Raw genomic sequence first — 24,716 nt, forward strand, 5'->3', positions numbered from 1 at the left:
CCGTGCGGCCCATGCCGGCCGTGCGCTACAGCAGCCGCGCGGCTGCCGAGCCGGTGGCGAGGCGGCGCATACGCCCGCCTTCGGCGAGCAGCGCCTCGTCGTTGCGCAGCGGCAGGTATCCGGCGTCGCCGGCGTGCATATGCAGGATCTCGTCGGCCGCCGCGCCGAGCATACGGCCGCCGACGTGCGGGACGACATGCACGTCGGTAAGGCCGAGCCCCGGCGTCGGTGCGGCGGGCCGACGCCGCGCGCGCAACGTCGTCGCCGGTTCGCGGCGGGCGTCCATCGGCGCGATGTAGTCGATGTCCGGGGCCGCGACGACGGCGCCGGCCGATTCTCCCACATACGGCACGCCCGAGTCGACGAGTTCCCGGATGAGCGGCGCGACGCCGGCGGCGCGCAGGCAGCGCATCAGATGGAAGCTGTTGCCGCCGCACAGGTACAGCAGGTCGCAGCCGCGCAGCAGCGAGCAGATCCGCGAGCGCCTCCCGTCCAAGTCGACGACGCGCACGTCGAGGCCGCGCAGACGCCACCACGGCGCCGTCATCCGGTTCGCGAAGCCGTAGTGTTCGGCGAAGCTCGCGTTCGGGACGAAGCCGACGACGGCGCCGCGACGCAGGCCGAGCCATCGGCGCATGAGCGGCAGCAGCCCGGCCGCCGACGACGCGAGCAGCAGCCGTCGGCGAGACGGTGCGCCCGTACCGCCGCCCGCCGCCTTGCCCTCCTCCATGCCGATGATGCCGTCCGCCGATTGCCGCATCCGATCCCCTTTCATCGCCGCCCATGCCACGCCGTCTTCAGTGTAGGAAGGCGCTGCGGGCGCCCCGGCCGCCGTTCGCCGTACGCGGGCGTCGCATTCCGCTCCGCTCACGGCTCCTATACTTGAGGGCGACCATCCTTTCCCATCGATTCATTCTGGAGGCGATCCGACGTCATGCGCGCACCGAACTCCCATTCCCATCCCACAACGTCCGGCGGTGCGCACGGCGCCGACGACCCGGCGTCCGAGAACGCCGTCGAGGTCGCGCAGGACATCGCCGAACACGTCGAGCAGGCCGACGGCGCGCGGCTGCCCGGCGCGGGTGAGACGCGGCTGACGAGACGGCAGCGCGTCATCGTCGGCATCACGTTCTTCTCGATGTTCTTTGGCGCCGGCAACCTCATCTTCCCGCCGTATCTGGGTGCGCTCGCCGGCAGCCGCACGGCGCTCGGCATGGTCGGCTTCGTCGTCTCCGCCGTCGGCCTGCCGATCCTCGGCGTCATCGTCGTCGCGCGCGCCGGCGGCTTCGCCAACCTCAGCGCGCGCGTGTCCAGGCGCTTCGCGCTCGTGCTCGGCGTGGCGATCATGCTCACGATCGGCCCGCTGTTCGCGATTCCGCGCACGGCGTCCACATCCTTCGAGATGGCGGTGGCGCCCTTCGTCGGAGACGACCCCGGCGTCACCCAGCTGATCTATTCGATCGTCTTCTTCGCGCTCGCCTGGCTCGTCGCGCAGCACCCCGACCGCCTGTCGCAGGTGCTCGGCAAGATCATGGGCCCGCTGCTGCTCGTCATGATCGCCGTCCTGTTCGTCACCTGCCTGTGCGTGCACCATCCGCCCTTCGCCGCGCCGGGCGGTGCGTACGCGCACCATCAGCTCATGCAGGGCTTCCTCGACGGCTACCAGACGATGGACCTGCTCGCCGGCCTGTACTTCGGCATCGTCATCTCGGCGAACATCGGCGCGATGGGCGTGCGCGACGAGCACGGCAACCGCCGCGAGACCGCCCTCGGCGGCCTGTTCACCGGCGTCATGCTCGTCGTCATCTACGCGATGCTCGGTTTCGTCGGCGCCGTCTCCGGCTCGTACCGCGGCATCGACGGCGAGAAGGACACCGGCGCGACGGTGCTCACGAACCTCACCGAGCAGGTCTTCGGCCACGCCGGCACCGTCTTCGTCGGCGTCATCTTCGTCGTCGCCTGCTTCAACGTGTGCGCGGGGCTCATCTCCACCTGCGCGTCGTATTTCCACAGGCAGTTCCCGCATGCGCTCTCCTACCGCGTCTGGACGCTCGCGTTCGCGCTCGTCGCGCTCGTCATCGCGAACATCGGCCTGAGCGCGATCATCAACCTGTCGGTGCCGGTGCTCGAGGCGCTCTACCCGATCGCGATCGTCCTCGTCGTCCTGTCGCTGTTCGACTCCGTCTTCACGAGCCGTTTCCCGGCCGTCTACTTCTGGACGGTGCTGCTCACGGCCATCGACAGCATCGCCAACGGCGTCGTCGGCCTCGTCGCCGCGCTCGGCGGCCGCTGGACGTGGCTCGAGACGGCGTGCGGATGGATGCCGCTCAACGACCTGGCGCTCGGCTGGCTCGTGCCGGCCGGCCTCGGCGTCGTCATCGGCGTCGTCGTCTCGCTCGTGCGCGGCCGGCGCCGCGCCTGACGGCCGCCGAATTCCGATACGAATGCGCCGCGGGGCGCGCACCGGATCGCCGGCGCGCGCCCCGCGGCGCATTCGTCGTAACGATGGACGGCGCTCAGTCGTCCACGTAGCTCGACGGGTTCGTGTCGAAGACCTCGGCGCAGTGCGGGTTGCAGAAGTAGATCGTGCGGCCGTGCCACACGCGCTTGGCGGCGGCCGCCTTCGGGTCGACCGTCATGCCGCACACCGGGTCGATGACGTCCTCGGCATCGGCTTCCTCCTGCCTGAGCTGCTCGTCGATCGCATCCTTGAGGATCCCCGCTGCCGTTTCATCTGCCATCGCATGTCCTTTCGTTGCAGTGTCCTTGGTTCCGTCACCATTGTGCACACGGCCCGCGCCGCCGCGCGCCGCCTCGAGCGTCGATTCACCGATGGGCGCAGCGTGCATCGCGTAGCGGTGCGCGCGTCCGGAGACGAAGGCGTGCAGCCTGTTCGCGTTGAGCACGACCGACAGCGACGAGAACGCCATCGCCGCGCCGGCGATCATCGGGTTGAGCAGCACGTGCCAGACCGGGTAGAGCACGCCGGCGGCCACCGGGATGCCCAGGCCGTTGTAGCCGAGCGCGAACCCGAGGTTCTGGCGGATGTTGCGCATCGTCGCATGCGCGAGGTCGAGCGCGGTGACGACCGACGTGAGCGAGCCGTTCATCAGCGTGACGTCGGCCGATTCGATCGCGACGTCGGTGCCGGTGCCCATCGCCATGCCGAGGTCGGCGCGGGCGAGCGCGGGCGCGTCGTTGATGCCGTCGCCGACCATCGCCACATGCCGTCCCTGGCGCTGCAGCGCGAGGATGACCGATTCCTTGTCCTCGGGACGCACGTCGGCGACGACATGCGCGATGCCGGCCTCGCGCGCGATCGCGTCGGCCGTCAGGCGGTTGTCGCCGGTGAGCATGACGACGCCGATGCCGCGCGCATGCAGCGCGTCGACGGCGGCGCGCGCGTCGTCCTTGATCGTGTCGCGAATCGCGAACACGGCGACGACGCGGCCGTCGACGACGGCGACGACCGGCGTCGCGCCGTCCTGCGCGGCCAGGCGCATCGTCTCGCGCGCCGGGGCGAGGCCGTCGGCGCCGACGGATTCCCCGACGAAGCGGTCGGCGCCGACGACGACGTCGTGGCCGTCCACGTCAGCGCGCACGCCGCCTCCGGGCACGGCGACGAAGGTCAGGCATTCGGGGACGTCGAGATGGCGCGCATGGGCGGCCTCGACGACGGCGTGCGCGAGCGGATGCTCCGACTTCGCCTCGGCGGCGGCGACGACGGCGAGCGTCGCGTCGTCGATCGCAGCGTCGAAGGCGCCGTCGGCGCCAAGCGCGGCGATGCGGACGACGTGCGGCTCGCCGCGCGTGATCGTGCCGGTCTTGTCGAAGACGACGACGTCGATCTTCGCGGCCGTCTCGAGCGCCTCGGCGTTGCGGTAGAGCACGCCGTGGCGCGCGCCGCGTCCGGTCGCCGTCGTGATCGACAGCGGCGTGGCCAGACCGAGCGCGCACGGGCAGGCGATGACGAGCACGCAGATCGCGCAGATGAGTCCGTACAGGCCGCGCGGCGGCACGCCGACGCACCACCAGATGACGAAGGTCCAGATCGCGACGAGGACGACGGCCGGCACGAACACGCCGGCGACCTTGTCGGCCATGCGCTGGATCGGCGCCTTCGAGGTCTGTGCGGCACGCACGAGGCGGATGATGCCGGAGAGCGTCGTGTCGGCGCCGACGCGCGTCGCGCGGTAGCGCAGCGCGCCGGTCGTGTTCATCGTCGCGCCGGTGACCGGGTCGCCGACCGTCTTGGCGACCGGCAGCGACTCGCCGGTGATCATCGACTCGTCGACGGCGCTCGTGCCGGACACGACGACGCCGTCGACGGGCAGACGTTCGCCGGGGCGCACCTCGACGACGTCGCCGACGGCGATGTCCGCGGTCGCGACGGTCGTCGGACGTCCGTCGCGGATGACGGTCGCCGTGTCGGGACGCAGCCCGATGAGCTCGCGGATCGCGTCTCCGGTGCCGGCGCGCGCCTTCGCCTCGAGCAGCTGGCCGAGAATCATCAGCGTGATGATCGTGCCGACGGCCTCGTAGTACGGCGCGCGCGCCGCGGCCGGCAGCAGACCCGGCCATACCGTGGCGACGAGGCTGTAGCCGAAGGCGGCGATCGTGCCGAGCGTGACGAGCGAGTTCATCTCCGGCGCGCGGTGCGCGATCGCGAGCCATCCGGTGCGGTGCACCGGCCAGCCGCAGTAGAACATGACCGGGACCGTCAGCGCGAGCTGCAGCCACGGGCCGAGCGTCCACGCCGGCAGCGAGGCTCGCATCCAGACGCCGACGGACGGGATCATCGGCAGCATCGCGACGAGCAGCAGCGGCACCGTGAACACGGCGGCGACGACGAGACGGCGCGTCAGCGTCCGGATCTCGTGGGCCCGGTCGAGGTCCTCGGCATGCTGGCGCTCGCGCAGCATGTCGTCGCTTTCGGCGACGGCGGCCGGCGCGGCGGGCAACACCGTGGCGGCCGCGTCGCCGCCGTCGCCTTCGACGCGCAGCATGCCGTGGAGCATGTTCATGCCGCAGGCGAAGGGATAGTCGCCGGCGGGCAGCGCCGGCAGCGGCAGTTCGGTGTGCGCGAAGGCCGGCAGCGCGGCGTCGACGCCGAGGTCGGCGAAGACGACGTGCGACGAGCATTCGCCGCCCTCGCGCCGGTCGAAGTCGATGAGCGTCGGCACGCCGGCGCGCACGATGACCTCGCCCGGTTCATAGCCTCCCTTGACCTCGATGCGCACCCGCTGCACGCCGCCGGACACGTCCTCATCCGCGTGCGCGGCGCGCCGGGGCGCGAGGAAATACCACAGCAGCAGCGCGCTGAGCAGCGCCGCCGCGACGATGATGCCCGCAGTCGCCATCGTTTCGCTCCTTGCCCTATGCCAATACATCTACATCGGAAAAGCCGGCGCCCCGATCATAGGGCACGCCCGTGACGGGCCGCTGGCACCACCAGAATCAACGCCGGCGGCGCGCCTGCTATTCCATATGGACGCCCCGCGGGCATGTCGCGCACGGCGTCGGCGACGAGCTGAACACATCCCGGACCCAGCGGCGGCGGACTACAGTGGGCGGCGACGACGCGCGCGGGAGCGCCGGCGGGGACGTCCCGCGCGACCTGCGCAACCCCGCGGAAAGGACCCCATCATGACGACACTGATCACAGGAGCCACCGGCGGCATCGGCAGGGAGCTCGCGCTGCGCTGTGCGCAGCACGACGCCGACCTCGTCATCACCGGACGCGACGCCGGCAGGCTCGCCGTGCTCAAGGCGACGCTCGAACACGACCTCAACGCGCACGTCATCGCCGTCACGATCGACCTGGCGCATCCCGACGCCGCGCAGCGCCTGCACCGTTTCACGCGCGAACGCGGCATCGCCGTCGACACGCTCGTCAACGACGCCGGATTCGGCGACTGGAGCGCCTTCCTCGACATGGACGGGACGCGGATGCGCGCGATGATGCAGGTGAACATGGTCACGCTCGCCGAGCTCATGCGCCGCTTCGGCGCCGACATGCGCGCACGCGGCCACGGCCGCATCCTCAACGTCGCGTCGGTCGCGTCGGTCGCCCCCGGACCGTACATGGCGATGTACTACGCGACGAAGGCCTTCGTGCGTTCGCTCGGCGAGGCGGTCGCCTACGAGCTGCGCGGCAGCGGCGTGACGGTGACGACGGTGTGCCCCGGCCCCGTGTCCACCGGATTCGAGAGCGCCGCGCACATGAGGGGGAAGAACTTCTACACATTGCCGGTGCTCAGGCCGTCGACGCCCGAACGCACGGCCGCCTTCGCCTATGCGAAGATGCAGGCCGGTAGCGCGCTCGCCTACCAGGGCGCGCTCGCGAAGATGGCGGCCTTCGGCGTGCGCCTCGTCCCGCGCGCGCTCGCCGCGAGGATCGCCGCGAAGCTCAACGGGGGCGATCCCGCCAGGCGGGACGAATAGGCGGACGGGACGGCGAGGCCGGCTGCATGACCGGCACGGCGTACGAACATCGATGAGGGGCGGCATCCGGAACATGTTCCGGATGCCGCCCCTCATCGCGATTGCATAGGCGTCGGCGATGGACATGCGCCCGCTCAGCGCGTGCGGAACGGCGCCGAACGGCGCTCGCCGTTGGCGCGCTTGCGCATGCCGCCGCCGCGCTTCTTCGCACCGCCGCGCCTGGCCGACTTGGCCTGGTCGCCGTTCTCCTGCCGACGCCTGCGGCGCGCATCCTCGCGGCGCTCCTGACGTTTGGCGTCCTCGCCGCGCTCGTCGCGCACGATGAGCTGCTCGCGGCGGTGGATGCGCTTGCCGCCATGGCGCTCCTCACTGCGACGCTCATCGCCGTGACGGCGACGCCCGCGCCGGTCGTCGCGACGGTCGTCATGGCGATGGTCGCGGCGCGGCTTCTCGTCACGGCCGGCCGGTTCGGCGGCCTGCGATTCGGCGGCGCGCACGCTGTGCACGTCGCCGAGGAAGCGCTGCGCGAACTCGCGGCGTTCGTCGTCGATCTGCCGCTGCAGCTCGCGGTTGCGTTCGCGGGTGCGGGTCTGGTTGCGCCGCGCCTTCGCGCTGCGCGACTGGCGCACCTCGCGGCGTTCGGGCCTCCTGCCGTGCGGACGCTTGCCGCGCCGGCGTTCGAGCTCGGGCAGCTCCCATCCCTCGACGAGCGGCGCCGTCTCGCCGACGAGCTCGGCGACCTGCAGCGAGTCCGGACGGATCTCGAGCGGCTTGATCGTCAGCCCCGCGCGGCGCAGCAGCCCGCGCGCATAGCGCTTCTGGTCCGGCGTGACGATCGTGACGACATCACCGGCCTTGCCGGCGCGCGCCGTGCGTCCCGAACGGTGCAGGAACGACTTGGGGTCGTCCGGCGGGTCGACCTGGATGACGAGTTCGACGCCGCTGACGTCGATGCCGCGCGCGGCGACGTCGGTCGCGACGAGCACGTTCGTCGCCCCCGATTCGAAGGCCTGCAGGTTGCGGTCGCGCTGGTTCTGGCTGAGGTTGCCGTGCAGCTCCGCGGCCGGGATGCCCTGCTGCGTGAGCGCCTTCGCGAGCTTCTTCGCCTGGAACTTCGTGCGCGTGAACAGGATGCGGCGGCCCTTGCCGCTCGCGAGCGCGCGCACGAGCTCGTTCTTGTCGGCCTTCGTCGTCAGGAACACATGATGCGTCATCAGGTCGGCGCGGTCGGTCGCCTCGTCGACGCTGTGCACCTTCGGATCGTCGAGGAACTCGTCGACGACGGCGTCGACGCCATGGTCGAGCGTCGCCGAGAACAGCATGTGCTGCGCGTCGCGCGGGATCTGCGCGAGCAGACGCTTGATCGGCGGCAGGAAGCCCATGTCGGCCATCTCGTCGGCCTCGTCGAGCACTACGACGCGCACGTCGTCGAGCGTGAGCGCGCCCTGCTCGATGAGGTCCTCGAGACGGCCCGGGCAGGCGACGACGATCTGCGCGCCGTCGTTGAGGTCGCGCAACTGCCGCGCGTAGCGCACGCCGCCGTAGACGGTCGTCGTCGTCATCCCGTACAGCGCGGCGAGCGGCGCGACGACGTCGTTGATCTGGTTGGCGAGCTCGCGCGTCGGCGCGAGCACAAGGCCGCGCGGATGCGGTTTCGCGCCGCGCGGCTCGCGGCGGCCGTGCTCGCGGTCGTCGTCGAAGGATTCCGCGATGCGCGTCACGAGCGGGATCGCGAACGCGAGCGTCTTGCCGGAGCCGGTGCGGCCGCGGCCGAGCACGTCGCGGCCGGCGAGCGAATCGGGCAGCGTGTCCTGCTGGATCGGGAACGCGGCGCGTTTGCCCTCGTCGGCCAGCAGATGCACGATCGGGCTGTCGACGCCGAGCTCGGCGAAGGTCTTGGTCTCCTGCACGGCGGAATCGTCGACGCCGGATGCGGGGGTGATGTCGGATGGAACGGATGGAACAGGTGAAGCGGGCACGGTGGCCTTCCTAGTCAGATGTCGGCGCAGGATGCGCAAACTCGAACATTTTAGCAGCACCCCGCTACACGGCCCCACGTCCGCTTCCGGCCCGCGCGAGGTCCATGGACGGATCGCGCGGTCTGTCGTTACTTGACGATCTTCACGGAATCCCGCTGCTCGGGCTGCGCGTCCTTCGGGGACGTCCACTGCGCCGCCTCGTCCTCGCCGGCGGACGGCCTGGACGGCGCGGAGTCGTCGGCGGACGGCGTCTTCGGGATCGCGCCGGTCGCCCGTCCGATCGCCTTGAGGCCGTGGTAGAGCACGAGCACGGCGATCGAGCCGATCGCGATGCCGTTGAACTGCACGTCGGAGATCGCGAACTGGAAGTTGGCGATGCCGATGATCATGACGATCGAGGCGGTCATGATGTTGAGCGGCTTGCTGAAGTCGACCTTGTTGTCGACCCAGATCTGCACGCCGATCATGCCGATCATGCCGTACAGCAGCGTCGTGACGCCGCCGAGGACGCCGGAGGGGATCGAGTTGATGACCTCGCCGAACTTCGGGCACAGCGACAGGATGAACGCGAAGCCGGCGGCGCACCAGTAGGCCGCCGTCGAATACACCTTCGTCGCGGCCATGACGCCGATGTTCTCGCCGTAGGTCGTCGTGCCGGAGCCGCCGCCGAAGCCGGCGACCGTCGTGCCGAGGCCGTCGGCGATGAGCGCGGTGCCGATCTGGTCGTCGTAGTCGTGGCCGGTCATCGCGGCGACCGACTTGACGTGGCCGACGTTCTCGGCGATGAGCACGAGGACGACCGGCAGGAACATCGGCAGCACCGAGAAGTCGACGTGCGGCAGGTGGAAGCGCGGGAAGCCGATCCATGCGGCCTTTTCAATCGCCGCGAAGTCGACCTGTCCGCGCACGCACGCGTACGCGTAGCCGATGAGGACGCCGATGAGGATGTTGAGGCGGCCGAGCAGACCCTTGAACAGCACGGCGACGAGGATGACGGCGAACAGCGTGACGAGCGCCGTGTCCGGCGCCGTCTGGAAGTTCGTCCACACGGTCGGCGCGAGGTTGAAGCCGATGATCGCGACGATCGCGCCGTTGACGACCGGCGGCATGATGCGGTCGATCCACACGACGCCGGCCAGCTGCACGGCCACGCCTATGAGCGCGAGCAGCAGGCCGGTGCACAGGATGCCGAAGCTGGCGACGGCGATGCCCTTGCCGGCGCTGTAGACGGCCGTGATCGGGGCGATGAAGCCGAAGGAGGAGCCGAGATAGGACGGCAGGATGTTCCTGTTGATGAGCAGGAACAGCGCCGTCGAGAACGCCGTGAAGAACAGCGTCGTGGAGGGGTCAAAATGCGTGAGGATCGGCACGAGGAACGTGGCGCCGAACATCGCCACGACGTGCTGCGCGCCGATCTCGATCGTGCGCGGCCAGGTGAGGCGCTCGTTCGGCTCGACGACCTCGCCGGGGCCGAGCGTCTTGCCGTCGCCGTGCAGTTTCCAATGGAACATGCCCGCCATCGAAAGATTGGTCATAAATGTCTCCTTGACTTCTCTGGACTGCTCTCGGCGGCACGCGGCGGCACAGGGTCCCGCGCGGACGCCATCGTCATTGTAATGCCCCCATGTCACGAACGTTCGCGGCGTCGCCGCGGCCGTTCCGGCAACGCCCGCTCCGTTTCGCGCCGGGCGGAAAAAGACGGCGTCGCCCGCGTCCCGGGGAAACGGGATGCGGGCGACGCGGGAACAGGATGCCGGTGCCGGCCGGTCGGGCCGACGTCACTTCGCGGGGAAGAACACCAGCGCCATGCCGATGCACATCGCGACGAGGATGACCGACGCGATGAGCGAGGCGACGAAGGGCTTGACGCCCTTGGCGAGCGCCTTGAAGTTGACGTTGATGCCGAGCGCGGCCATCGCCATGCCGAGGAAGATCTTCGCGACGTCGTTGCCGAGCACGTTGACGAACCCGGTCGTCGACGGCCAGGTCTCGAGCATGAACGTGCCGATCGCGGCCGTCGCGATGAAGCCGAGCATGAACCATGGGAAGGCGACCTTGCGCTTGCCGCCGTCCGACGGGACCTCGCTGTGCCTCTTGTCCCACCAGATCGCGACGATGATCGCGACGAAGACGAGCATGAGCACACGCGAGAGCTTGATGATGTTCGCCATCGTCGCCGCTTCGACGACGCCCTGCTGCGCGGCGAGCTGCGGGTCGTTGAGGCCCTCGCCCGCGGCGACGGCGTGCGCGATCTCGTGCAGCGAGCCGCCGGCGACGAAGCCCTCCTGCGCCTGGTTGAGGTGCATCATCGGCAGGATGGCGATCTCGAGCAGCGCGAAGATCGTGCCCATGATCGCGACGATCGCGATCGCGGTGACCTCGTCGTTCTCCTTCTCCTCCTCGCGCTTGGGCGAGACCTTGACCGAACCGGAGACGCCCATGACGGCGGCGGCGCCGCAGATGCCGGTGCCGCAGGCCACGAGGATGGCCATCAGCGGGTCGACGCCCATCCAGCGGCAGATGCCGTAGGTGAGCAGCACGGTGACGGTGACGATGACGACGGCGAGCGGAAGGCACTTCGCGCCCGTCGTGAACAGCAGCTGCAGGTTGAGCTTGAAGCCGAGCAGGATGATGCCCAGACGCAGGAACTTGTTCGCGATGAGTCCGGCGGCGTCCTTGACGCGCGCCTGACGCTGCGGATCGTTCTTCGTGTACCATGCGCGGATCGGGAACTGGACGACCATGCCGATCAGCAGCGAGATGATGAGCGCGCCGAGGATCTTCAGTCCCGGGAACTGCGCCGCCCACATGCCGACGCCCGTGGCCGCGAGCGTGACGATGACGATGAGCAGCATCTCTTTGGTGGCAATGCGCTTGCCCCATTTCTGACAGAATTCTTTCATATCTCCCAGTAGTACCCCGCGCTTCAACGCGAACGCACGATTGCGTCATGAGCGAAGGACCCAGCGGGACGGCGCGGGCTTGCTCTACGTCCGCAAACCGTTGGAACGTCGCCGAAACTATGCGATAATTGAACATGTACGCCCGAACGCAGGGAAAGGACAAACACGATGAATACGATGTCAACGCCCTACTCGCTCATGCACCCCGATCTGGACACCCTGACGATGGAACGCGACGACCTCGACTGCGCGATCGCGCCGGTCGCGCGCTACTGGACCGAGATCGACGACGACCTGCGCTCCGTGGGCGCCGAGCAGGCCGCGAAAATCCGCCGTATGCGGCTCGACACGGCCGAGTTCGACTATCCGCGCGCCGCCTACTGGCACGACCCCGAATCGATCGACGTGATCGCCGACGTGCCCTACCGCGCCGACGGCGGCTACGACCGCGCCCACGGTCAGGTCCGCGGCCATCTGCTCGACCTCTACCTTCCCCATGCTGCAATCGTTAGCGGCGGCGCGACGCTGCCGGTGTACATCGACATTCACGGCGGCGGCTTCTGCTACGGCTACAAGGAGCTCAACCGCAACTTCTGCACGCATCTGGCCGCGCTCGGCTTCGCCGTCTTCTCCCTCAACTACCGGCCGGCGCCGCAGACCGACCTGCGCGGCCAGCTCGCCGACGTCCAGGACGCGCTGCGCTGGATCGGCGCGAACATCGGACGCTTCCCCGTCGATCCCGACGCCGTGTTCCTGACCGGCGACTCGGCCGGCGCCTGCCTCGCGCTGCTGACGATCGCGATCGAACGCGACGCCGCGGCCGCGGCCGCTTTCGGCGTCGCGAAGCCATCGGGGCTGCCGATCGCCGGCGGCGCGCTCGTCAGCGGCGTCTACGACCTGACCGCCGACTCGCCGCTGCGCGAGACGCTGACCGGCACGCTCGGACCACGCTTCCTCGCCGGCCTCGACGAGGCGCAGCCCTTCCTGTCCCCCGCCGGGCTCGTCTCGCATGTCGACGTGCCGCCGCTGTACCTGCAGACGAGCAGCGACGATTTCATCGAGGCACAGACGCTCGAACTGGCGACGGCGCTGTCGACGCACCGCCGCGACTTCGAGCTGCACGACGAGAAGACGCCGCCGACGCGCACGCTCGGCCATGTGTTCCCGGTATGCATGACATGGCTCGAGGACAGCGAACGGGTGCTCGAACGCATCCGCGACTTCTCGTACGCGCGCATCCGCTGAGATGCAGCCGATTCCCCACCTCGGACGAATCTGGGAATCGGCTGCGAGGACGGTCATGACATTGGCAGGTCGCGTACACCCCACCCACAGCCGTGCCCCGTATCGTGGAGGACAACGAACAGAAAGGCGGCCGACATGACCACTGCAACAACCACCACAACACCCACCAGCACCAACGCCGATTCGGACGGCATGAACACCGGCGCGACGAACGGCGGAGCGACGAAGGGCGCCTCCTCGGACGGCGACCTCGACTTCCGAGGCATGGCGAACGCGGCCGACGAGGCCTCAAGCTGCGGATGCGGCACGAAGGATGACGCGGCCGAGCGGGCCTTCAGACGCGAACATGCGAAGTCGAACGAGACGCCGCAGCCTGCAGAGCCGGTCAACCCCTTCCCGGCGTCGCAGGAGCCCAGCGGCGACGGCACCGGCGTCAGGGCCGGCGGCGCACAGGCTGAGTGACCGCCTGCGCGGACGGCGATCTCCTGCCTGTGCGCCTCCGGCGCCACGATTCGCCGCCCGCATCCGCATCACCATGGACCCCGCGTTTCGCATTGAGCGATGCGCGGGGTCTTCTCATGCCTCGGCCGCGACGCTACACTGTGTGCGTATGTCACCGCAAGCCGGCGCGTACGCCGGAGATGACGCGGATGTCTGAATATCGAGAAATGTGAGGAGCATGATGACGATGACCAACGAGGAAACACGGATGCAGACGCTCGACGATGTCGCGCAGATGGTGAGCGTCCAGCCGGAGGCGACGGTGTCGCGCACCGTCATGCAGACCGAGGGCGGCAACGTCGTGCTGTTCTCCTTCGATGCCGGCCAGGAGCTGAGCGAGCACACGGCGGCGATGCCGGTCTTCGTGCAGCCACTCAGCGGCCGCCTGCTCATCAGCGGCGGCGACGAGGAGCATGAGGCCGTCCCCGGCGACCTCATCTACTTCCCGACGCGTCTGCCGCATGCGATCAGAGCGCTCGAGCCGTCGGTCATGATGCTGACGATGGTCACGCCGGCGCGCGCCCATGACGCCATCGACAACTGATTCCGGATCCGGCCGCTCACGGCTCATCAGACCGCGGCACAGGGATGGGTTGCCGTAATAGCCGCACCGCACCGACCAATGATGTGGCCTCTCGTCCGTGACGTTAACGGGGATGTCTTCGATATCGGGGAAGCCGATGCGTGTGCATACGATGACGACGGATCGCTGATGGGCATGGCACCGGCTCCCCTGCGGCAAGTTTCGCATCAGCGTCTTTCGTCGTTGCGGACAGGCGGCCGGCAAGCCATCGGTCGCACACGCGGCTCGTTCCGCCATTTCGCCGGAGACGCGAAAACGGCGGATTCCGTATGGTCCGCAACCCGTGAACCGTTGGGATTCCGCCGTTTTCGTATCGTGACGCTACAGTCGCTCAGACGTTGAACTTGAATTCGACGATGTCGCCGTCCTGCATCACGTAGTCCTTGCCTTCGAGGCGCAGCTTGCCCTCCTCCTTGATCTTCGGCATCGAGCCGTCGGCGGCCACGAAGTCGTCGTAGGAGACGACCTCGGCCTTGATGAAGCCCTTCTCGAAGTCGGTGTGGATGACGCCTGCGGCCTGCGGCGCCGTCCAGCCCTTGTGGATCTGCCAGGCGCGCACCTCCTTCTCGCCTGCCGTCAGGAAGGTCTGCAGGCCGAGGATGTCGAAGCCGACGCGCGCGAGCTGGTCGAGGCCTGACTCCTTGAGCCCGGCGTCCTCGAGCATCTCGCGGGCGTCCGCCTCGTCGAGCTCGGTCAGTTCGGCCTCGAACTGCGCGTTGAGGAAGATCGCCGGCGCCGGTGCGACCGAATCGTCGAGCTTCTTCTTGAACCCGTCGTTCATCAGCTCGGTGTCGTCGACGTTGAACACGTAGATGAACGGCTTCGCGGTGAGCAGATGGAGGTCGTAGAGCTCGTCCTTGTCGATCTCGCCGGCCTGCGCGGCCGCGTCGATCGTGCGTCCCGACTCGAGGATCGCCTTCGCCTGCTTGACGGCCTCCATGTACGACGGCTCGATCTTCCTGCCGCGCAGGTCCTTCTCGAGCTTCGGCAGCGCGTTGTCGATCGTCTGCAGGTCGGCGAGGATGAGCTCGGTGTTGATCGTGTCGATGTCGTCGGCCGGGTCGACGCGGCCGTTGACGTGGACGATGTCGTCGTCCTCGAAGGCGCGCACGACCTCGCAGATCGCGTCTGCCTCGCGGATGTTCGCGAGGAACTTGTTGCCGAGTCCCTCGCCTTCCGAGGCGCCCTTGACGATGCCGGCGATGTCGACGAAGGTGACGGTCGCCGGCACGATCTTCTCGGTGTGCACGAGCCTGGCGAGCACCGGCAGACGGTCGTCGGGCAGCGGCACGATGCCGGTGTTCGGCTCGATCGTCGCGAACGGGTAGTTCTCGGCGAGCACGTTGTTGCGGGTGAGGGCATTGAACATGGTGGACTTGCCGACGTTCGGCAGTCCGACGATTCCGATGGTAAGAGACATACCGCCCACTGTAGCGTTGCGGCTCGTCAACGCCGCGGCGGGCGGCGGGCGGCGCTCAGCCCTGTTCGATCGCGTCGACGGCGCGGATGACCGAGCCGCGGAACGCGCTCTCCTCGAGCGAGGCGACGCCCTTGATCGTCGTGCCTCCCGGCGAGCACACGGCGTCCTTCATCGCGCCCGGATGCGTGCCGGTGGCCAGATACAGCGCGCCGACGCCTTCGATCATCTTGGCGGCGAGCCGGTAGGCGGTCGCGCGCTGCAGCCCGTACTTGACGCCGGCGTCGCCGAGCGCCTCGAGGTACATGTCGGTGAAGGCGGGCGCGCAGCCGGCGATGCACATCGCGATGTCCATGTGCGCGCCGTCGACGCGTTCGATGAGCGCGATCGAGCCGAAGATCCGTTCGAACTCGTCGCGCTGCGCGTCGGTGAGCGTGTTGTCGGTCTCGGTGACGAGCACGCCCTTGCCGACGGCCATCGGCGTGTTCGGGATCGTGCACTGCAGGTGGATGAGCTCGCTCATCTCCCCCATCATCGTGTCGAAGCGGTCGAGCGTCCATCCGGCGGCGATCGACACGACGAACTTGTCGGCGCCGGCGAGGTCGGCTACGAGCGGCTTGATGACCGTCTCGATCTGGTACGGCTTGATCGCCACGACGATGATGTCGGCGGCGTCGACGACATCCTTCGCGTCGTGCAGCGCCGTCGCGCCGATCGCGCCGGTGGACTCCACGAGCTTGTCCCAATGGGCCGCGCAGGCCACGATCTGCGAGCCGTCGAGCGTGCCCGCCTCGACGAGCCCCTTCGCGATCGCCTGTCCCATGTTGCCGAATCCGATGAATCCGACCGTGCACGAATCCGTCATGTGCTTCCTTCCTTGCCGTGCGCACCGGGCGCGTTTGTCTTCGTCGTCCACGGTAGCGCATCCGTGTTGCGTCCCTGCCCGGGCATGCCATGACATGGACGCGCGCCGCCGAAGTGTCGGGCGCTCAGAACAGCTTGCGCAGGTCGCCGCGGTCGAGCGCCTCCTGGAACAGGTGGCGGAAGACCCTGGCGCCGTGCACGCCGTCGTGCTCGAACTCGTTCGTCACCCACCAGTGCGCGTTGCCGATGTGCGCGAGCGTGTCGAGGCTCAGCGACGAGTCGACGTACATGTCGTCGAAGTAGACGGCGGCCTGCAGCGGCACCGTGTTGCGCGCGAGCTGCTGCGCGTCGTAGATCGTGCCGAAGCGCGTGCGTCCCATCATCGTCTCGACGGCGGCGCGGAACGGCCTGAGCGCACGCTCCTGCTCGAACATCCACGGGAAGGCGGCCTCGCCGGTCAGCAGCAGCGGCCGCGCATCGGTCGAGAACTCGGGCATCGTGTCGCGCACGCGCTGCGCCGCCCAGTCGATCGGCGCGTCGAGTTCGCCGTTCGCGTAGATGAACTCCTGCAGCGGCCAGTACAGCGCGTTCGACGATGTGGCCGTCACGACGTCGGCGAGGAACTCGTCGGTCAGCGGCGACGTCTCAGACGCGCTGCCGTCGCCAGCGGCGAAGGCCTCGTCGAGCAGCCAGTGCACATGTTCGAAGCTCGGCTTCATACCGAAGGACGAGCCGAGCGTCTGCAGGCGCTCGACGGTGAAGGGGTCGCCGTTGGGCAGCGTGATGCGCTGCGAGGCGAGGATGTCGGCGAGCGTGTCGAGACGGGCGCGGTCGAACGGGTAGCGGTCGGTGAACTGTTCGGTCTTGCGCCGCATGCGCGGGAAGGTGTGCAGGTAGACCTCGGTCGCGTCGGCCGGCACATGCGGGATGCCGCCGGTCGTGAACGCGGCCGCGAGCGCCGTCGGGAACAGCGACAGGTAGGTGAGCGTCAGGAAGCCGCCGTAGCTCTGTCCGAGCGTCGTCCACAGGCTGCCGGCGAATTCGGTGCGCCGCAGGTGTTCGAAGTCGCGCACGATCGAGTCGGCGAGAAAGTGCATGAGATGGTCGGCGCCGGCCTCGCCATCCATCGCGCCGATGACGTTGGAATCGATGTGCGAGGAGCGTCCGGTGCCACGCTGGTCGGGCAGCACGACGCGGAAGTGCTTGACGGCCTCGGCGATCCAGCCGTCCGAATGGGGGTCGAGAGGGCGCGGTCCGGCGCCGCCGGGACCTCCCTGCAGGAACAGCAGCGGCGGCAGGTCGTCGTGGATGTGTTCGGGCGCGGTGAGCACGCGGTAGAACAGCTTGATGCGCGGGCCGTCGAAGCCCCGGCCGGGTTCGTGGCCGTCCCAGTCGAGCGGCACGTCGATCGCGTGTTCCGAGACGTGCAGTCCCGGCAGATAGTATTCGGCAAGCAGTCCCATATGGTGTCCCCTTTCGTTGCGCCGTCGCGTCGCCGCGGCCGCGGTGCGCGCCCGGCGACGCCCGTCTCCATCACAATCCCCCGTACGGACATGGCGACGGCTTCGTCCTCGCGGATGATTGCCGGTGGCGCGCGCGCACGCTACGCTGGGCGTCATGCCTTCCGATGCCCCACGTTCCGATCCGCGTCGAGCGCCCTTCCGCGTCCGCGCACGCGGATGGATGCACGACCATCGCGTCATCGTCGTCGACGCGCTCGAGACGATGCTGCTGATGCTGCTGTGGATCTCGATGATCGGCGGCTTCGCGTGGAACGACGGCGCCGGCCTGATCTTCGACTATCCGTCCTCGTCCGCCGGCGCCGTCGCCGCGTGCACGGTGTGGAGCGCGCTGCTGACCGCCCCGTACATATTGCACCGCACGCGTCCGGAACTGGCCGTGCGTCTGTTCGTCGGCGTCGTCGCCGTGCAGCTCGTGTGCGGGCCTTCACTGATCGTCGCCGATTTCATGGCCGTGCCGATGCTGTGCGCGGCGATCGTCTACGGCGAGCGAGGCCATCTGCGCCGCTATCTGGCGACGGCGGCCGTCTTCGACGTGCTCACGTCGCTCGTCAACGCGTCGGTGCAGGTCTTCGGCCCGCTGCTGCCGCAGCCGCGCGACGAGCGCTTCGGCGTCATCATGTACCCGTGCCCGATCGGCGAGGCGGCCAGCGGGCATTGCGGCGCGCAGTTCGCGCGGGCCTTCGCAATCGTGCTGTTCACGGTGTCGCTGCCGCTCGCGATGGCGGTCGTCGTCGCGTTCTGGCAGCGGGCGCGCCATCAGACGGTCCGGCTGCTCAACGAACGCAACGAGGCGATCGTCGCGCGCGAACGCGAGGAGCGGCAGATCGCCGCGTCGGCGGAGCGTGCGCGCATCGCCAGGGACATGCACGACATCGTCGCGCACACATTGTCGATCATCATCATCCAGTCGGACGGCGGACGCTACGCCGCGCGCGACGACCCGAAGCTAGCGCGCGAGACGATGGAGACGATCCGGCGCGAATCCGAGCACGCGCTGCATGACATGCGGCGGCTGCTCGGCGTCTTCGGAGGCTCCGAGCACGCGCGACTGGCCGACGTCGACGCGCTCATCGAACAGGCGCGCGCCGTCGCGCCGGACATGACGCTCACGACGCGCACGCTCGGCGATCCGGCGCCCGCGCGCCTCGACGGGCGCGCGAGCGTCGCGATGTACCACGTCGTGCAGGAGGCGCTGACGAACATCCGCAAATACGCCGGTGCGAGGACGCACGTGACGGTGACCTTCGACTGGAGTCCCGAGACCTTGTCCATCGACGTGGACGACGACGGCCGCGGCGCGGCGTCGTCGCTCGACGGGCACAAGCCCGGCTACGGCCTGCTCGGCATGCGCGAACGCGTCGAGTCCGTCGGCGGCACCGTCGAATCCGGCCCGCGGCTGTCCGGCGGCTTCAACGTCCACGCCGTCGTGCCACTCGGCAACGTCGACGCCGCCGATGCAGAGGCCGCGACCGCAGACGGTGCCGCCGCGCTCGCCGACATCCCCTCCGCGAGCGGCGTCCCTTCCGACGTCGACGCGTGCACATCCACGGTCGCCGCCGCTGATGCGGCCGCGCACCCGACGGTCCCCTCCCCCGGCGCCGACGGCGCGGACGGGACGGCGGACACGGACGACGACGCGCGCCGAGAAGGCGACGAGGGCATCGTCTGGCCGTTCTTCGTCAAGCTCGGGCACACGCTGCGCTCGCGTCCCTTCGACCAGGCCGAGGACGACAGCCCACGCAGCGCGATCGCCCGGCTGTCGCGCTGGACGCAGCGGCACTACGTGATGATGGACGTCGTCATGTTCACGCTGCTCGGCTGCTTCACCTGCGTCGCGGGCCCGGTCATGAACCTGGCGACGACGCCCGGCGGCAGGCGCTCCTACATCTTCGGCGTCATCGTGACCTGGGCCGTAGTGGCGCCGCTGATGCTGCGCCGGCGCTTTCCGCGCGCCGTCGCGCTCGTCGTGGCCGCCGTGTGCCTGCTGCAGCTGCTCGTATTGCCCGGCTTCTACACGGCCGACCTCTACGTCGTGTTCGCGATCCACGCGGTCGCGCTGTACGGGCGCGCCGGCAGCCGGAAGTGGATCGTGCCGCTGTTCACGTTCGGCTGCACCGCCTTCGCGGCGCGCTGCGCGATGAACATCGCCGGATTCCCGAGCCTGTTCGCCTGGCTCTCCCATACGCCGGACCCGTCGATCGAGGCGCTCTACCTCGGCTCGCCGCATTCGGCCCTCGTCCAGTACGGCGTCTTCTCGATGTTCCTCTGCATCCTCGCCTACGCGCTCGGCGCATGGACGAGGCTCGGCGGCACGAACCCGCAGGTGCTGCAGGCGCGTACCGAGGCGCTCGAGGCCGAGCGCGACAAGCAGCGCGTCATGGCGGCGAACCACGAACGCGACCGCATCAGCGCGAACATCCGCGCCGAGGTCAGCGACACGCTCAATGCCGTCATCGAGCAGACGACGACCGAACTGTCGACGATCGACGGGCAGCTCGCACGCGGCGAGACGCCGTCGCCCGACTTCATCAACGACGCGTTCGCGCAGATCGGCGCGCAGGGGCGCACGGCGCTCGCCCATATGCGCGAGCTGCTCAGCGTGCTGCGCGAGACCGGATTCAGCGACGAGGGCGAGCACGACCGTTCGCCGAGCCTCGCGCCGGCGAAGTCGCTCAACGAGCAGATCGAACATGCGGGCGAGCACTCCCCCGACGCGCGCTGAGCGCAGGCACCGCTGCGGCTAAACTGGACGGCATGACAGGCAACGACAGAATCCGCATCGTGATCGCGGACGACCAGGAGCTCATCCGCGCCGGCTTCACGATGGTCATCAACTCGCAGCCCGACATGCAGGTCGTCGGCCAGGCCTCGGACGGAGCGCAGGCGGTTGAACTCGTCGAACGGCTGCATCCGGACATCGTGCTCATGGACGTGCGCATGCCCGGCATGGACGGGCTGACGGCGACCGGGCGCATCACCGCGTACGCGCATGCGAACGGGGACGGGGAGGGGACGCGCCATACGCGCGTCATCATCCTGACGACCTTCGACCTCGACGAGTACGTGATGTCGGCGATCAACGCCGGCGCCTCGGGCTTCCTGCTCAAAGACACCGACCCGGAGACGCTGCTCGCGTCGATCCGCACCGTCTACCAGGGCAACGCGATCATCGCGCCGACGGCCACGAAGCGCCTCATCGAGAAGATGATGGAGGGCACGCTCACCTCCGCCGACGCGCACGCAGGCGGCGACGACTACGTCGACCCCGAGCTCGCCACGCTCACCGACCGCGAACGCGAGGTGCTCGTCGAGATCGCGCACGGCCTGTCCAACCAGGAGATCGCCGACAAGCTGTTCATCTCGCTGCCGACCGTCAAGACGCATGTCGCGCACATCCTGCAGAAGATCAACGCGCGCGACCGCGTGCAGGCCGTCGTCTTCGCCTACGAGAACCATCTGGTGTAGCCCGGTGCGGCGGGGCGAATCCGCAATGGAAATGAATATGGCCGGCCCCTGCGCACTGCATCGCAGTGCGCAGGGGCCGGTCCGTCATCGGCGCGGGCCGATGGCGATGGCCGGCGCGGCGTGGATGCGAGGAGAAGGGAAGGTGCGCGCCGCGCCGGCCACGATCAGGATTCGGCGAGCGCCTCGACCGGCGGCGTCCTCACGGCGCGGCGCGCCGGGAACACGCTCGCGAGCAGCGAGCAGACGACGGCGATCGCGAGGATGGTGCCGTAGGTGCCCCAGTCGACGACGTAGACGACGTCGGCGATCGGGCTCATCACGATGTAGATGCCGAGCCAGCCGAACAACGTGCCGACGACCATGCCGACGACGCTCGTGACGAGCGAGATCAGCAGCGCCTCGACGGCGAGCGAACGCTTGAGCTGGCCGCGCGTCATGCCGATGGCGCGCAGCGTCGCCGATTCGCGGGTGCGTTCGATGACCGACAGGCTCAGCGTGTTGCCCACGCCGATGACGGCGATGACGACGGCCACGGCGAGCAGCGCGACGAGCAGCATCAGCATCATGTTCACCATGCTCTCCCACATGCTGCGTTCGGCGACCGGGCCGCCCACGGCGATGTCCGGATAGTCCTGCAGGTCCTTCGCGATCGCGTCGTAGACGTTGGACAGCGACAGGTCGGAGGGCACGTCGAGCTTGACGAGCAGCGTGTCGCCGGTGGCCTTGAAGGTGCCGTCGTCGAACAGCGAGGCGTCGACGAAGGTGGCGTTGGGTGCGTCCTGCGCGATGCGCTTGTAGGCGCGCTGCGTCACGTGCAGCCGGTGCGCGGCGCCTTGCGCCTCGCCGTCGTCGCCGATCTCGGTGAGCGCGGCCGTGCCGTCCTTGAGGCGCAGCGCTTCGCCGCTGCCGCCTTCGATCGTCGGCATCAGCGCGTCGCCGGCGCCCAGGGACGGCGCGGGATCGCCCAGGTCGACGTTGAGCACATGCTGCAGCGCGGCCACGTCGGGCACGCCGATGACGGTCGTATAGACGATGTGGCCCTGCGCGTCGGCGAACTCGGCCTGCGCCGTCTTCGCGGACAATGTCGCGGCGACGCCGCGTTCGGCCTTCACCGCGTCGACGGCCTTGGCCGGGATCTGCGGGCCGGAGGCCGCCACGTCGACGCTGTAGCGGCTGTCGAGCGCTTCGTTCATCGTCGCCTTCGCCGCCGCGGCGCCGGTCGCCAATGTGGAGATCAACGTGACGCCGATGAGCAGCGCCGTGCCGGTCGCGGCGATGCGCCGCGGGTTCTTCTGGATGTTCGCGTTCGCGAGCTTGGCGGCCGGGCCGCACAGCGAGACGAGCGCGCCGACGCCCTTCATCATCCACGGCAGCCAGAACAGCGCCGTCATTGCCAGGCCGACGAAGACGAGCATGCATCCGGCGACGCCGGCGAGCAGCGCGGCGCCGGAGGCGTCGCCGTTCGCGGAGCGGGTCATCGGGATCGCGGCGAGCGCGGCCGCGACGCCGGCGAGCAGCAGCACGCATCCGACGACGGCGCGTCCCGTGCGCGCCTGGCGCCGGCCGGTGATCTCGATCGGGTGCATCGCCTCGAGCGGGCTGACGCCGGTCGCCGAGCGCGCGGCGCCTATCGAGGCGAGCACCGTCATGACGACGCCGAAGAGGATCGGCAGGACGACGACCTGCCAGCTCATGACGAGCGTCAGGTGCATGCCGCCGAGCGACCGGTCCTTCGTCGCGAGCGTGGCGAGCGCCATCAGGCCGACGCCCGCGGCGACGCCGAGCGCCGACGACACGAGGCCGAGGATGCCGGCCTCCTCGAGCACCGAGACGTACAGCTGGCGTTTCGTCGCGCCGATCGTGCGCAGCAGCGCGAGCGTGCGGCGGCGCTGCGCGACGAGCACCTGGAAGGTGTTCGCGATGACGAGCGCGGCCACGACGAGGGCGAGGACGCCGAAGGCGAGCAGGAACTGCTTGGTCACGTCGCCGCCGTTGGAGCTGAGCGCCTTGATGGCCTGCTCCTCCATCTGCGCGCGGTCGCGCACCGTCGCGGCCGGATCGGTCGCGGCCTGCACGGCGGGCACGGCCTGCGCCTCGCGCGCCGGATCGATGTACAGGTAGGCGCCGGTCGTCGGCACCTGGTCGAAGGAGCCCGTCTCGGCGCAGGCGACCATCAGGTCGTCGGAGATGACCGAGGCGCCATTGTAGTAGCCGTATACGTTGTTCGGGTCGCCGGTCAGGCCGGTGATCGTCGCCTGCAGGTCCTTCGGATCCTCGGCGTACTGCGCGCGCAGCGTGAGCGTGTCGCCGACCTTGAGCCGCCACTGGTCGGCGAGCTTGGCCGGGACCGCGATCTGCCGCTCGCCTGCGGGCGACGGCGCCCGGCCGTCGGTGATTTCGACCGGCAGCAGCCGGGCGTCGGCGCTCGTCGCGAGCGCCACGCCGCTGCCGTGCTGGTCGCCGGCGCCCAGCAGGACGGAGCGCGTGACGTCGGGGCGCACGCCCTCGACGCCGTCGACGGCGCCCACCGCGTCGAGCCGCAGGTCGCCGACCGTCGTCTCCTGGCCCGGATCCGCGCCGTCGCCGCCGTCCGTCGTGATCGCGTAGTTCGCGCCGCCGAACTGTCCGGTCGTCTGTTCGCGCAGCGACCTGTCGAAGGCGTTCGTGAACAGCAGCGTCGCCGCGATGAACGCCGTGCCGATGAGGATCGCGATGCCCGCCGGTATCAGCATCCTCAGGTTCTTCTTCATCATCTGCATCGTCACCGATCGCATGGGTGCATCCTCTCCGTCGTCGTTGCCGCCGCGCGCCTCACCGCGACTGTCCCTGCATATGTTCGGCCTTGTGCGCCGGCAGCGGCACGGCGGTTGCCGCGCGCGTCGCCTGCTCCCGTTCGCGCATGAGCAGCTCGCTCATCCGCTCGGCCGTCGGGTCGTCGACGTCGGCGACGATGTTGCCGTCGGCGAAGACGATCGCGCGGTCCGCGTAGGAGGCGGCGACCGGGTCGTGCGTGACCATGATGATCGTCTGCCCGAGCTCCTTGACCGAGCTCTTGAGGAAGCTGAGCACCTCGGCGCTCGAGACCGAGTCGAGCGCGCCGGTCGGTTCGTCGGCGAACACGAGCGCGGGCTTCGTGATGAGCGCTCGGGCAATCGCGACGCGCTGCTGCTGGCCGCCGGACAACTCGTTGGGACGGTGGTCGAGGCGGTCCTGGATGCCAAGCGTGCGCACGAGCAGGTCGAACCACTGGCGGTCCGGCTTGGCGCCGGCGAGCGTCAGCGGCATCAGGATGTTCTGCTCGGCGGTGAACATCGGCAGCAGGTTGAAGCTCTGGAAGACGAAGCCGATGCGCGTGCGGCGCAGCATCGTCAGCTGCTTGTCGCCGAGCTTCGTCAGGTCGTGGCCTTCGAACATGACGCGGCCCGAGGTCGCGCCGTCAAGGCCGGACATCGTGTGCATCAGCGTCGACTTGCCCGAGCCGGACGGTCCCATGATCGCCGTGAAGCGGCCCTGTTCGAAGGCGACGTTGACGCCGCGCAGCGCATGCACGACGCTGCTGCCCTCGCCGTAGTCCTTGACGAGGTCGATCGCCTCGATCGCCGTGTGCGGACGCGAGGCCGTGAACGGCGCCGCGGGGTTCTGCTGCGCCGTCGCGGCGGCCGGCGTCATCGGTGTGGTCGGTGTGTCCATCGTGGTTTCCTTTCGTCGGCGCGGCAAGGCCGCGCCGTTTCGTTGTCGTTGGATTCCACGGTAGGTCCGCCGTCCCGTCGCCGTCATCGGCCGCGGGGCGGA

The 24,716-nt window shown here is 69.3% G+C and carries 17 protein-coding genes; 7 read left to right on the top strand and 10 right to left on the bottom strand.

Annotation, left to right across the window (positions count from 1 at the left end; translation table 11 throughout):
- Positions 1 to 25: 25 nt before the first annotated feature.
- Complete coding sequence (locus tag BcFMB_RS08315; RefSeq protein ID WP_024541217.1) at positions 26 to 760, bottom strand: Type 1 glutamine amidotransferase-like domain-containing protein; 735 nt, start codon at positions 758 to 760, stop codon at positions 26 to 28.
- Between the two features lie 174 nt (positions 761 to 934).
- On the opposite strand from BcFMB_RS08315, the gene brnQ reads away from it, so the two are divergent.
- A complete protein-coding gene (brnQ, locus tag BcFMB_RS08320; protein ID WP_024541216.1) occupies positions 935 to 2,422 on the top strand; it encodes a branched-chain amino acid transport system II carrier protein in 1,488 nt (495 codons plus the stop codon).
- A 94-nt stretch (positions 2,423 to 2,516) separates the two neighbouring features.
- Here brnQ and BcFMB_RS08325 read toward each other — a convergent pair whose 3' ends face one another.
- Positions 2,517 to 5,360 carry a heavy metal translocating P-type ATPase gene (locus BcFMB_RS08325; RefSeq protein ID WP_099721526.1) on the bottom strand — a complete coding sequence of 948 codons (2,844 nt, stop codon included), beginning with the start codon at positions 5,358 to 5,360 and terminating at the stop codon, positions 2,517 to 2,519.
- Between the two features lie 286 nt (positions 5,361 to 5,646).
- Here BcFMB_RS08325 and BcFMB_RS08330 point away from each other — a divergent pair, with 286 nt between their 5' ends.
- Positions 5,647 to 6,444 carry an SDR family NAD(P)-dependent oxidoreductase gene (locus tag BcFMB_RS08330; RefSeq protein ID WP_024541214.1) on the top strand — a complete coding sequence of 266 codons (798 nt, stop codon included), beginning with the start codon at positions 5,647 to 5,649 and terminating at the stop codon, positions 6,442 to 6,444.
- Positions 6,445 to 6,578: 134 nt separating this feature from the next.
- Here BcFMB_RS08330 and BcFMB_RS08335 read toward each other — a convergent pair whose 3' ends face one another.
- The 3 genes from BcFMB_RS08335 to BcFMB_RS08345 form a co-directional block, all read right to left on the bottom strand.
- A complete protein-coding gene (locus tag BcFMB_RS08335; RefSeq protein WP_232513795.1) occupies positions 6,579 to 8,354 on the bottom strand; it encodes a DEAD/DEAH box helicase in 1,776 nt (591 codons plus the stop codon).
- A 197-nt stretch (positions 8,355 to 8,551) separates the two neighbouring features.
- Positions 8,552 to 9,934, bottom strand: coding sequence for a uracil-xanthine permease family protein (locus BcFMB_RS08340; protein ID WP_418215016.1), 1,383 nt, complete (start codon positions 9,932 to 9,934; stop codon positions 8,552 to 8,554).
- A gap of 267 nt (positions 9,935 to 10,201) precedes the next feature.
- Positions 10,202 to 11,326 (bottom strand): YeiH family protein, encoded by a 1,125-nt coding sequence (locus tag BcFMB_RS08345; protein ID WP_198405409.1) that lies wholly within the window; start codon positions 11,324 to 11,326, stop codon positions 10,202 to 10,204.
- A gap of 225 nt (positions 11,327 to 11,551) precedes the next feature.
- Here BcFMB_RS08345 and BcFMB_RS08350 point away from each other — a divergent pair, with 225 nt between their 5' ends.
- From BcFMB_RS08350 to BcFMB_RS08360, 3 genes are all read left to right on the top strand, one after another.
- Positions 11,552 to 12,571, top strand: a complete 1,020-nt coding sequence (locus BcFMB_RS08350) for an alpha/beta hydrolase (RefSeq protein WP_099721772.1) — start codon at positions 11,552 to 11,554, stop codon at positions 12,569 to 12,571.
- Positions 12,572 to 12,706: 135 nt separating this feature from the next.
- Positions 12,707 to 13,033 (top strand): hypothetical protein, encoded by a 327-nt coding sequence (locus tag BcFMB_RS08355; protein WP_099721527.1) that lies wholly within the window; start codon positions 12,707 to 12,709, stop codon positions 13,031 to 13,033.
- Between the two features lie 226 nt (positions 13,034 to 13,259).
- Complete coding sequence (locus BcFMB_RS08360; protein WP_024541208.1) at positions 13,260 to 13,616, top strand: cupin domain-containing protein; 357 nt, start codon at positions 13,260 to 13,262, stop codon at positions 13,614 to 13,616.
- Between the two features lie 370 nt (positions 13,617 to 13,986).
- On the opposite strand, the gene ychF is transcribed toward BcFMB_RS08360, so the two are convergent.
- The 3 genes from ychF to BcFMB_RS08375 form a co-directional block, all read right to left on the bottom strand.
- A complete protein-coding gene (gene ychF / locus BcFMB_RS08365; RefSeq protein ID WP_024541207.1) occupies positions 13,987 to 15,075 on the bottom strand; it encodes a redox-regulated ATPase YchF in 1,089 nt (362 codons plus the stop codon).
- Positions 15,076 to 15,130: 55 nt separating this feature from the next.
- On the bottom strand, positions 15,131 to 15,937 hold the full coding sequence (gene proC / locus BcFMB_RS08370; RefSeq protein WP_024541206.1) for a pyrroline-5-carboxylate reductase: 807 nt from the start codon (positions 15,935 to 15,937) through the stop codon (positions 15,131 to 15,133).
- Between the two features lie 124 nt (positions 15,938 to 16,061).
- Positions 16,062 to 17,399 (bottom strand): alpha/beta fold hydrolase, encoded by a 1,338-nt coding sequence (locus BcFMB_RS08375; RefSeq protein ID WP_024541205.1) that lies wholly within the window; start codon positions 17,397 to 17,399, stop codon positions 16,062 to 16,064.
- Positions 17,400 to 17,619: 220 nt separating this feature from the next.
- On the opposite strand from BcFMB_RS08375, the gene BcFMB_RS08380 reads away from it, so the two are divergent.
- Complete coding sequence (locus tag BcFMB_RS08380; protein WP_099721528.1) at positions 17,620 to 20,181, top strand: sensor histidine kinase; 2,562 nt, start codon at positions 17,620 to 17,622, stop codon at positions 20,179 to 20,181.
- A 32-nt stretch (positions 20,182 to 20,213) separates the two neighbouring features.
- Positions 20,214 to 20,924 (top strand): response regulator, encoded by a 711-nt coding sequence (locus BcFMB_RS08385; RefSeq protein WP_099721529.1) that lies wholly within the window; start codon positions 20,214 to 20,216, stop codon positions 20,922 to 20,924.
- Between the two features lie 164 nt (positions 20,925 to 21,088).
- Here BcFMB_RS08385 and BcFMB_RS08390 read toward each other — a convergent pair whose 3' ends face one another.
- Both BcFMB_RS08390 and BcFMB_RS08395 read right to left on the bottom strand, forming a co-directional pair.
- On the bottom strand, positions 21,089 to 23,698 hold the full coding sequence (locus tag BcFMB_RS08390) for an ABC transporter permease (protein WP_099721530.1): 2,610 nt from the start codon (positions 23,696 to 23,698) through the stop codon (positions 21,089 to 21,091).
- 37 nt (positions 23,699 to 23,735) lie between these two features.
- Entirely contained in the window at positions 23,736 to 24,614 is an 879-nt protein-coding gene (locus BcFMB_RS08395) for an ABC transporter ATP-binding protein (protein WP_232513796.1), read from the bottom strand.
- Between the last annotated feature and the right edge of the window lie 102 nt (positions 24,615 to 24,716).

The organism is Bifidobacterium choerinum (assembly GCF_002761235.1).
Taxonomy (GTDB): Bacteria; Actinomycetota; Actinomycetes; order Actinomycetales; family Bifidobacteriaceae; genus Bifidobacterium; species Bifidobacterium choerinum.

Coding starts and splice junctions, on each gene's coding strand:
- BcFMB_RS08315 (WP_024541217.1), bottom strand. CDS start 760: ATGCGGCAATCGGCGGACGGCATCATCGGCATGGAGGAGGGCAAGGCG.
- brnQ (WP_024541216.1), top strand. CDS start 935: ATGCGCGCACCGAACTCCCATTCCCATCCCACAACGTCCGGCGGTGCG.
- BcFMB_RS08325 (WP_099721526.1), bottom strand. CDS start 5,360: ATGGCGACTGCGGGCATCATCGTCGCGGCGGCGCTGCTCAGCGCGCTG.
- BcFMB_RS08330 (WP_024541214.1), top strand. CDS start 5,647: ATGACGACACTGATCACAGGAGCCACCGGCGGCATCGGCAGGGAGCTC.
- BcFMB_RS08340 (WP_418215016.1), bottom strand. CDS start 9,934: ATGTTCCATTGGAAACTGCACGGCGACGGCAAGACGCTCGGCCCCGGC.
- BcFMB_RS08345 (WP_198405409.1), bottom strand. CDS start 11,326: ATGAAAGAATTCTGTCAGAAATGGGGCAAGCGCATTGCCACCAAAGAG.
- BcFMB_RS08350 (WP_099721772.1), top strand. CDS start 11,552: ATGGAACGCGACGACCTCGACTGCGCGATCGCGCCGGTCGCGCGCTAC.
- BcFMB_RS08355 (WP_099721527.1), top strand. CDS start 12,707: ATGACCACTGCAACAACCACCACAACACCCACCAGCACCAACGCCGAT.
- BcFMB_RS08360 (WP_024541208.1), top strand. CDS start 13,260: ATGACCAACGAGGAAACACGGATGCAGACGCTCGACGATGTCGCGCAG.
- ychF (WP_024541207.1), bottom strand. CDS start 15,075: ATGTCTCTTACCATCGGAATCGTCGGACTGCCGAACGTCGGCAAGTCC.
- proC (WP_024541206.1), bottom strand. CDS start 15,937: ATGACGGATTCGTGCACGGTCGGATTCATCGGATTCGGCAACATGGGA.
- BcFMB_RS08375 (WP_024541205.1), bottom strand. CDS start 17,399: ATGGGACTGCTTGCCGAATACTATCTGCCGGGACTGCACGTCTCGGAA.
- BcFMB_RS08380 (WP_099721528.1), top strand. CDS start 17,620: ATGCACGACCATCGCGTCATCGTCGTCGACGCGCTCGAGACGATGCTG.
- BcFMB_RS08385 (WP_099721529.1), top strand. CDS start 20,214: ATGACAGGCAACGACAGAATCCGCATCGTGATCGCGGACGACCAGGAG.
- BcFMB_RS08390 (WP_099721530.1), bottom strand. CDS start 23,698: ATGCGATCGGTGACGATGCAGATGATGAAGAAGAACCTGAGGATGCTG.
- BcFMB_RS08395 (WP_232513796.1), bottom strand. CDS start 24,614: ATGGACACACCGACCACACCGATGACGCCGGCCGCCGCGACGGCGCAG.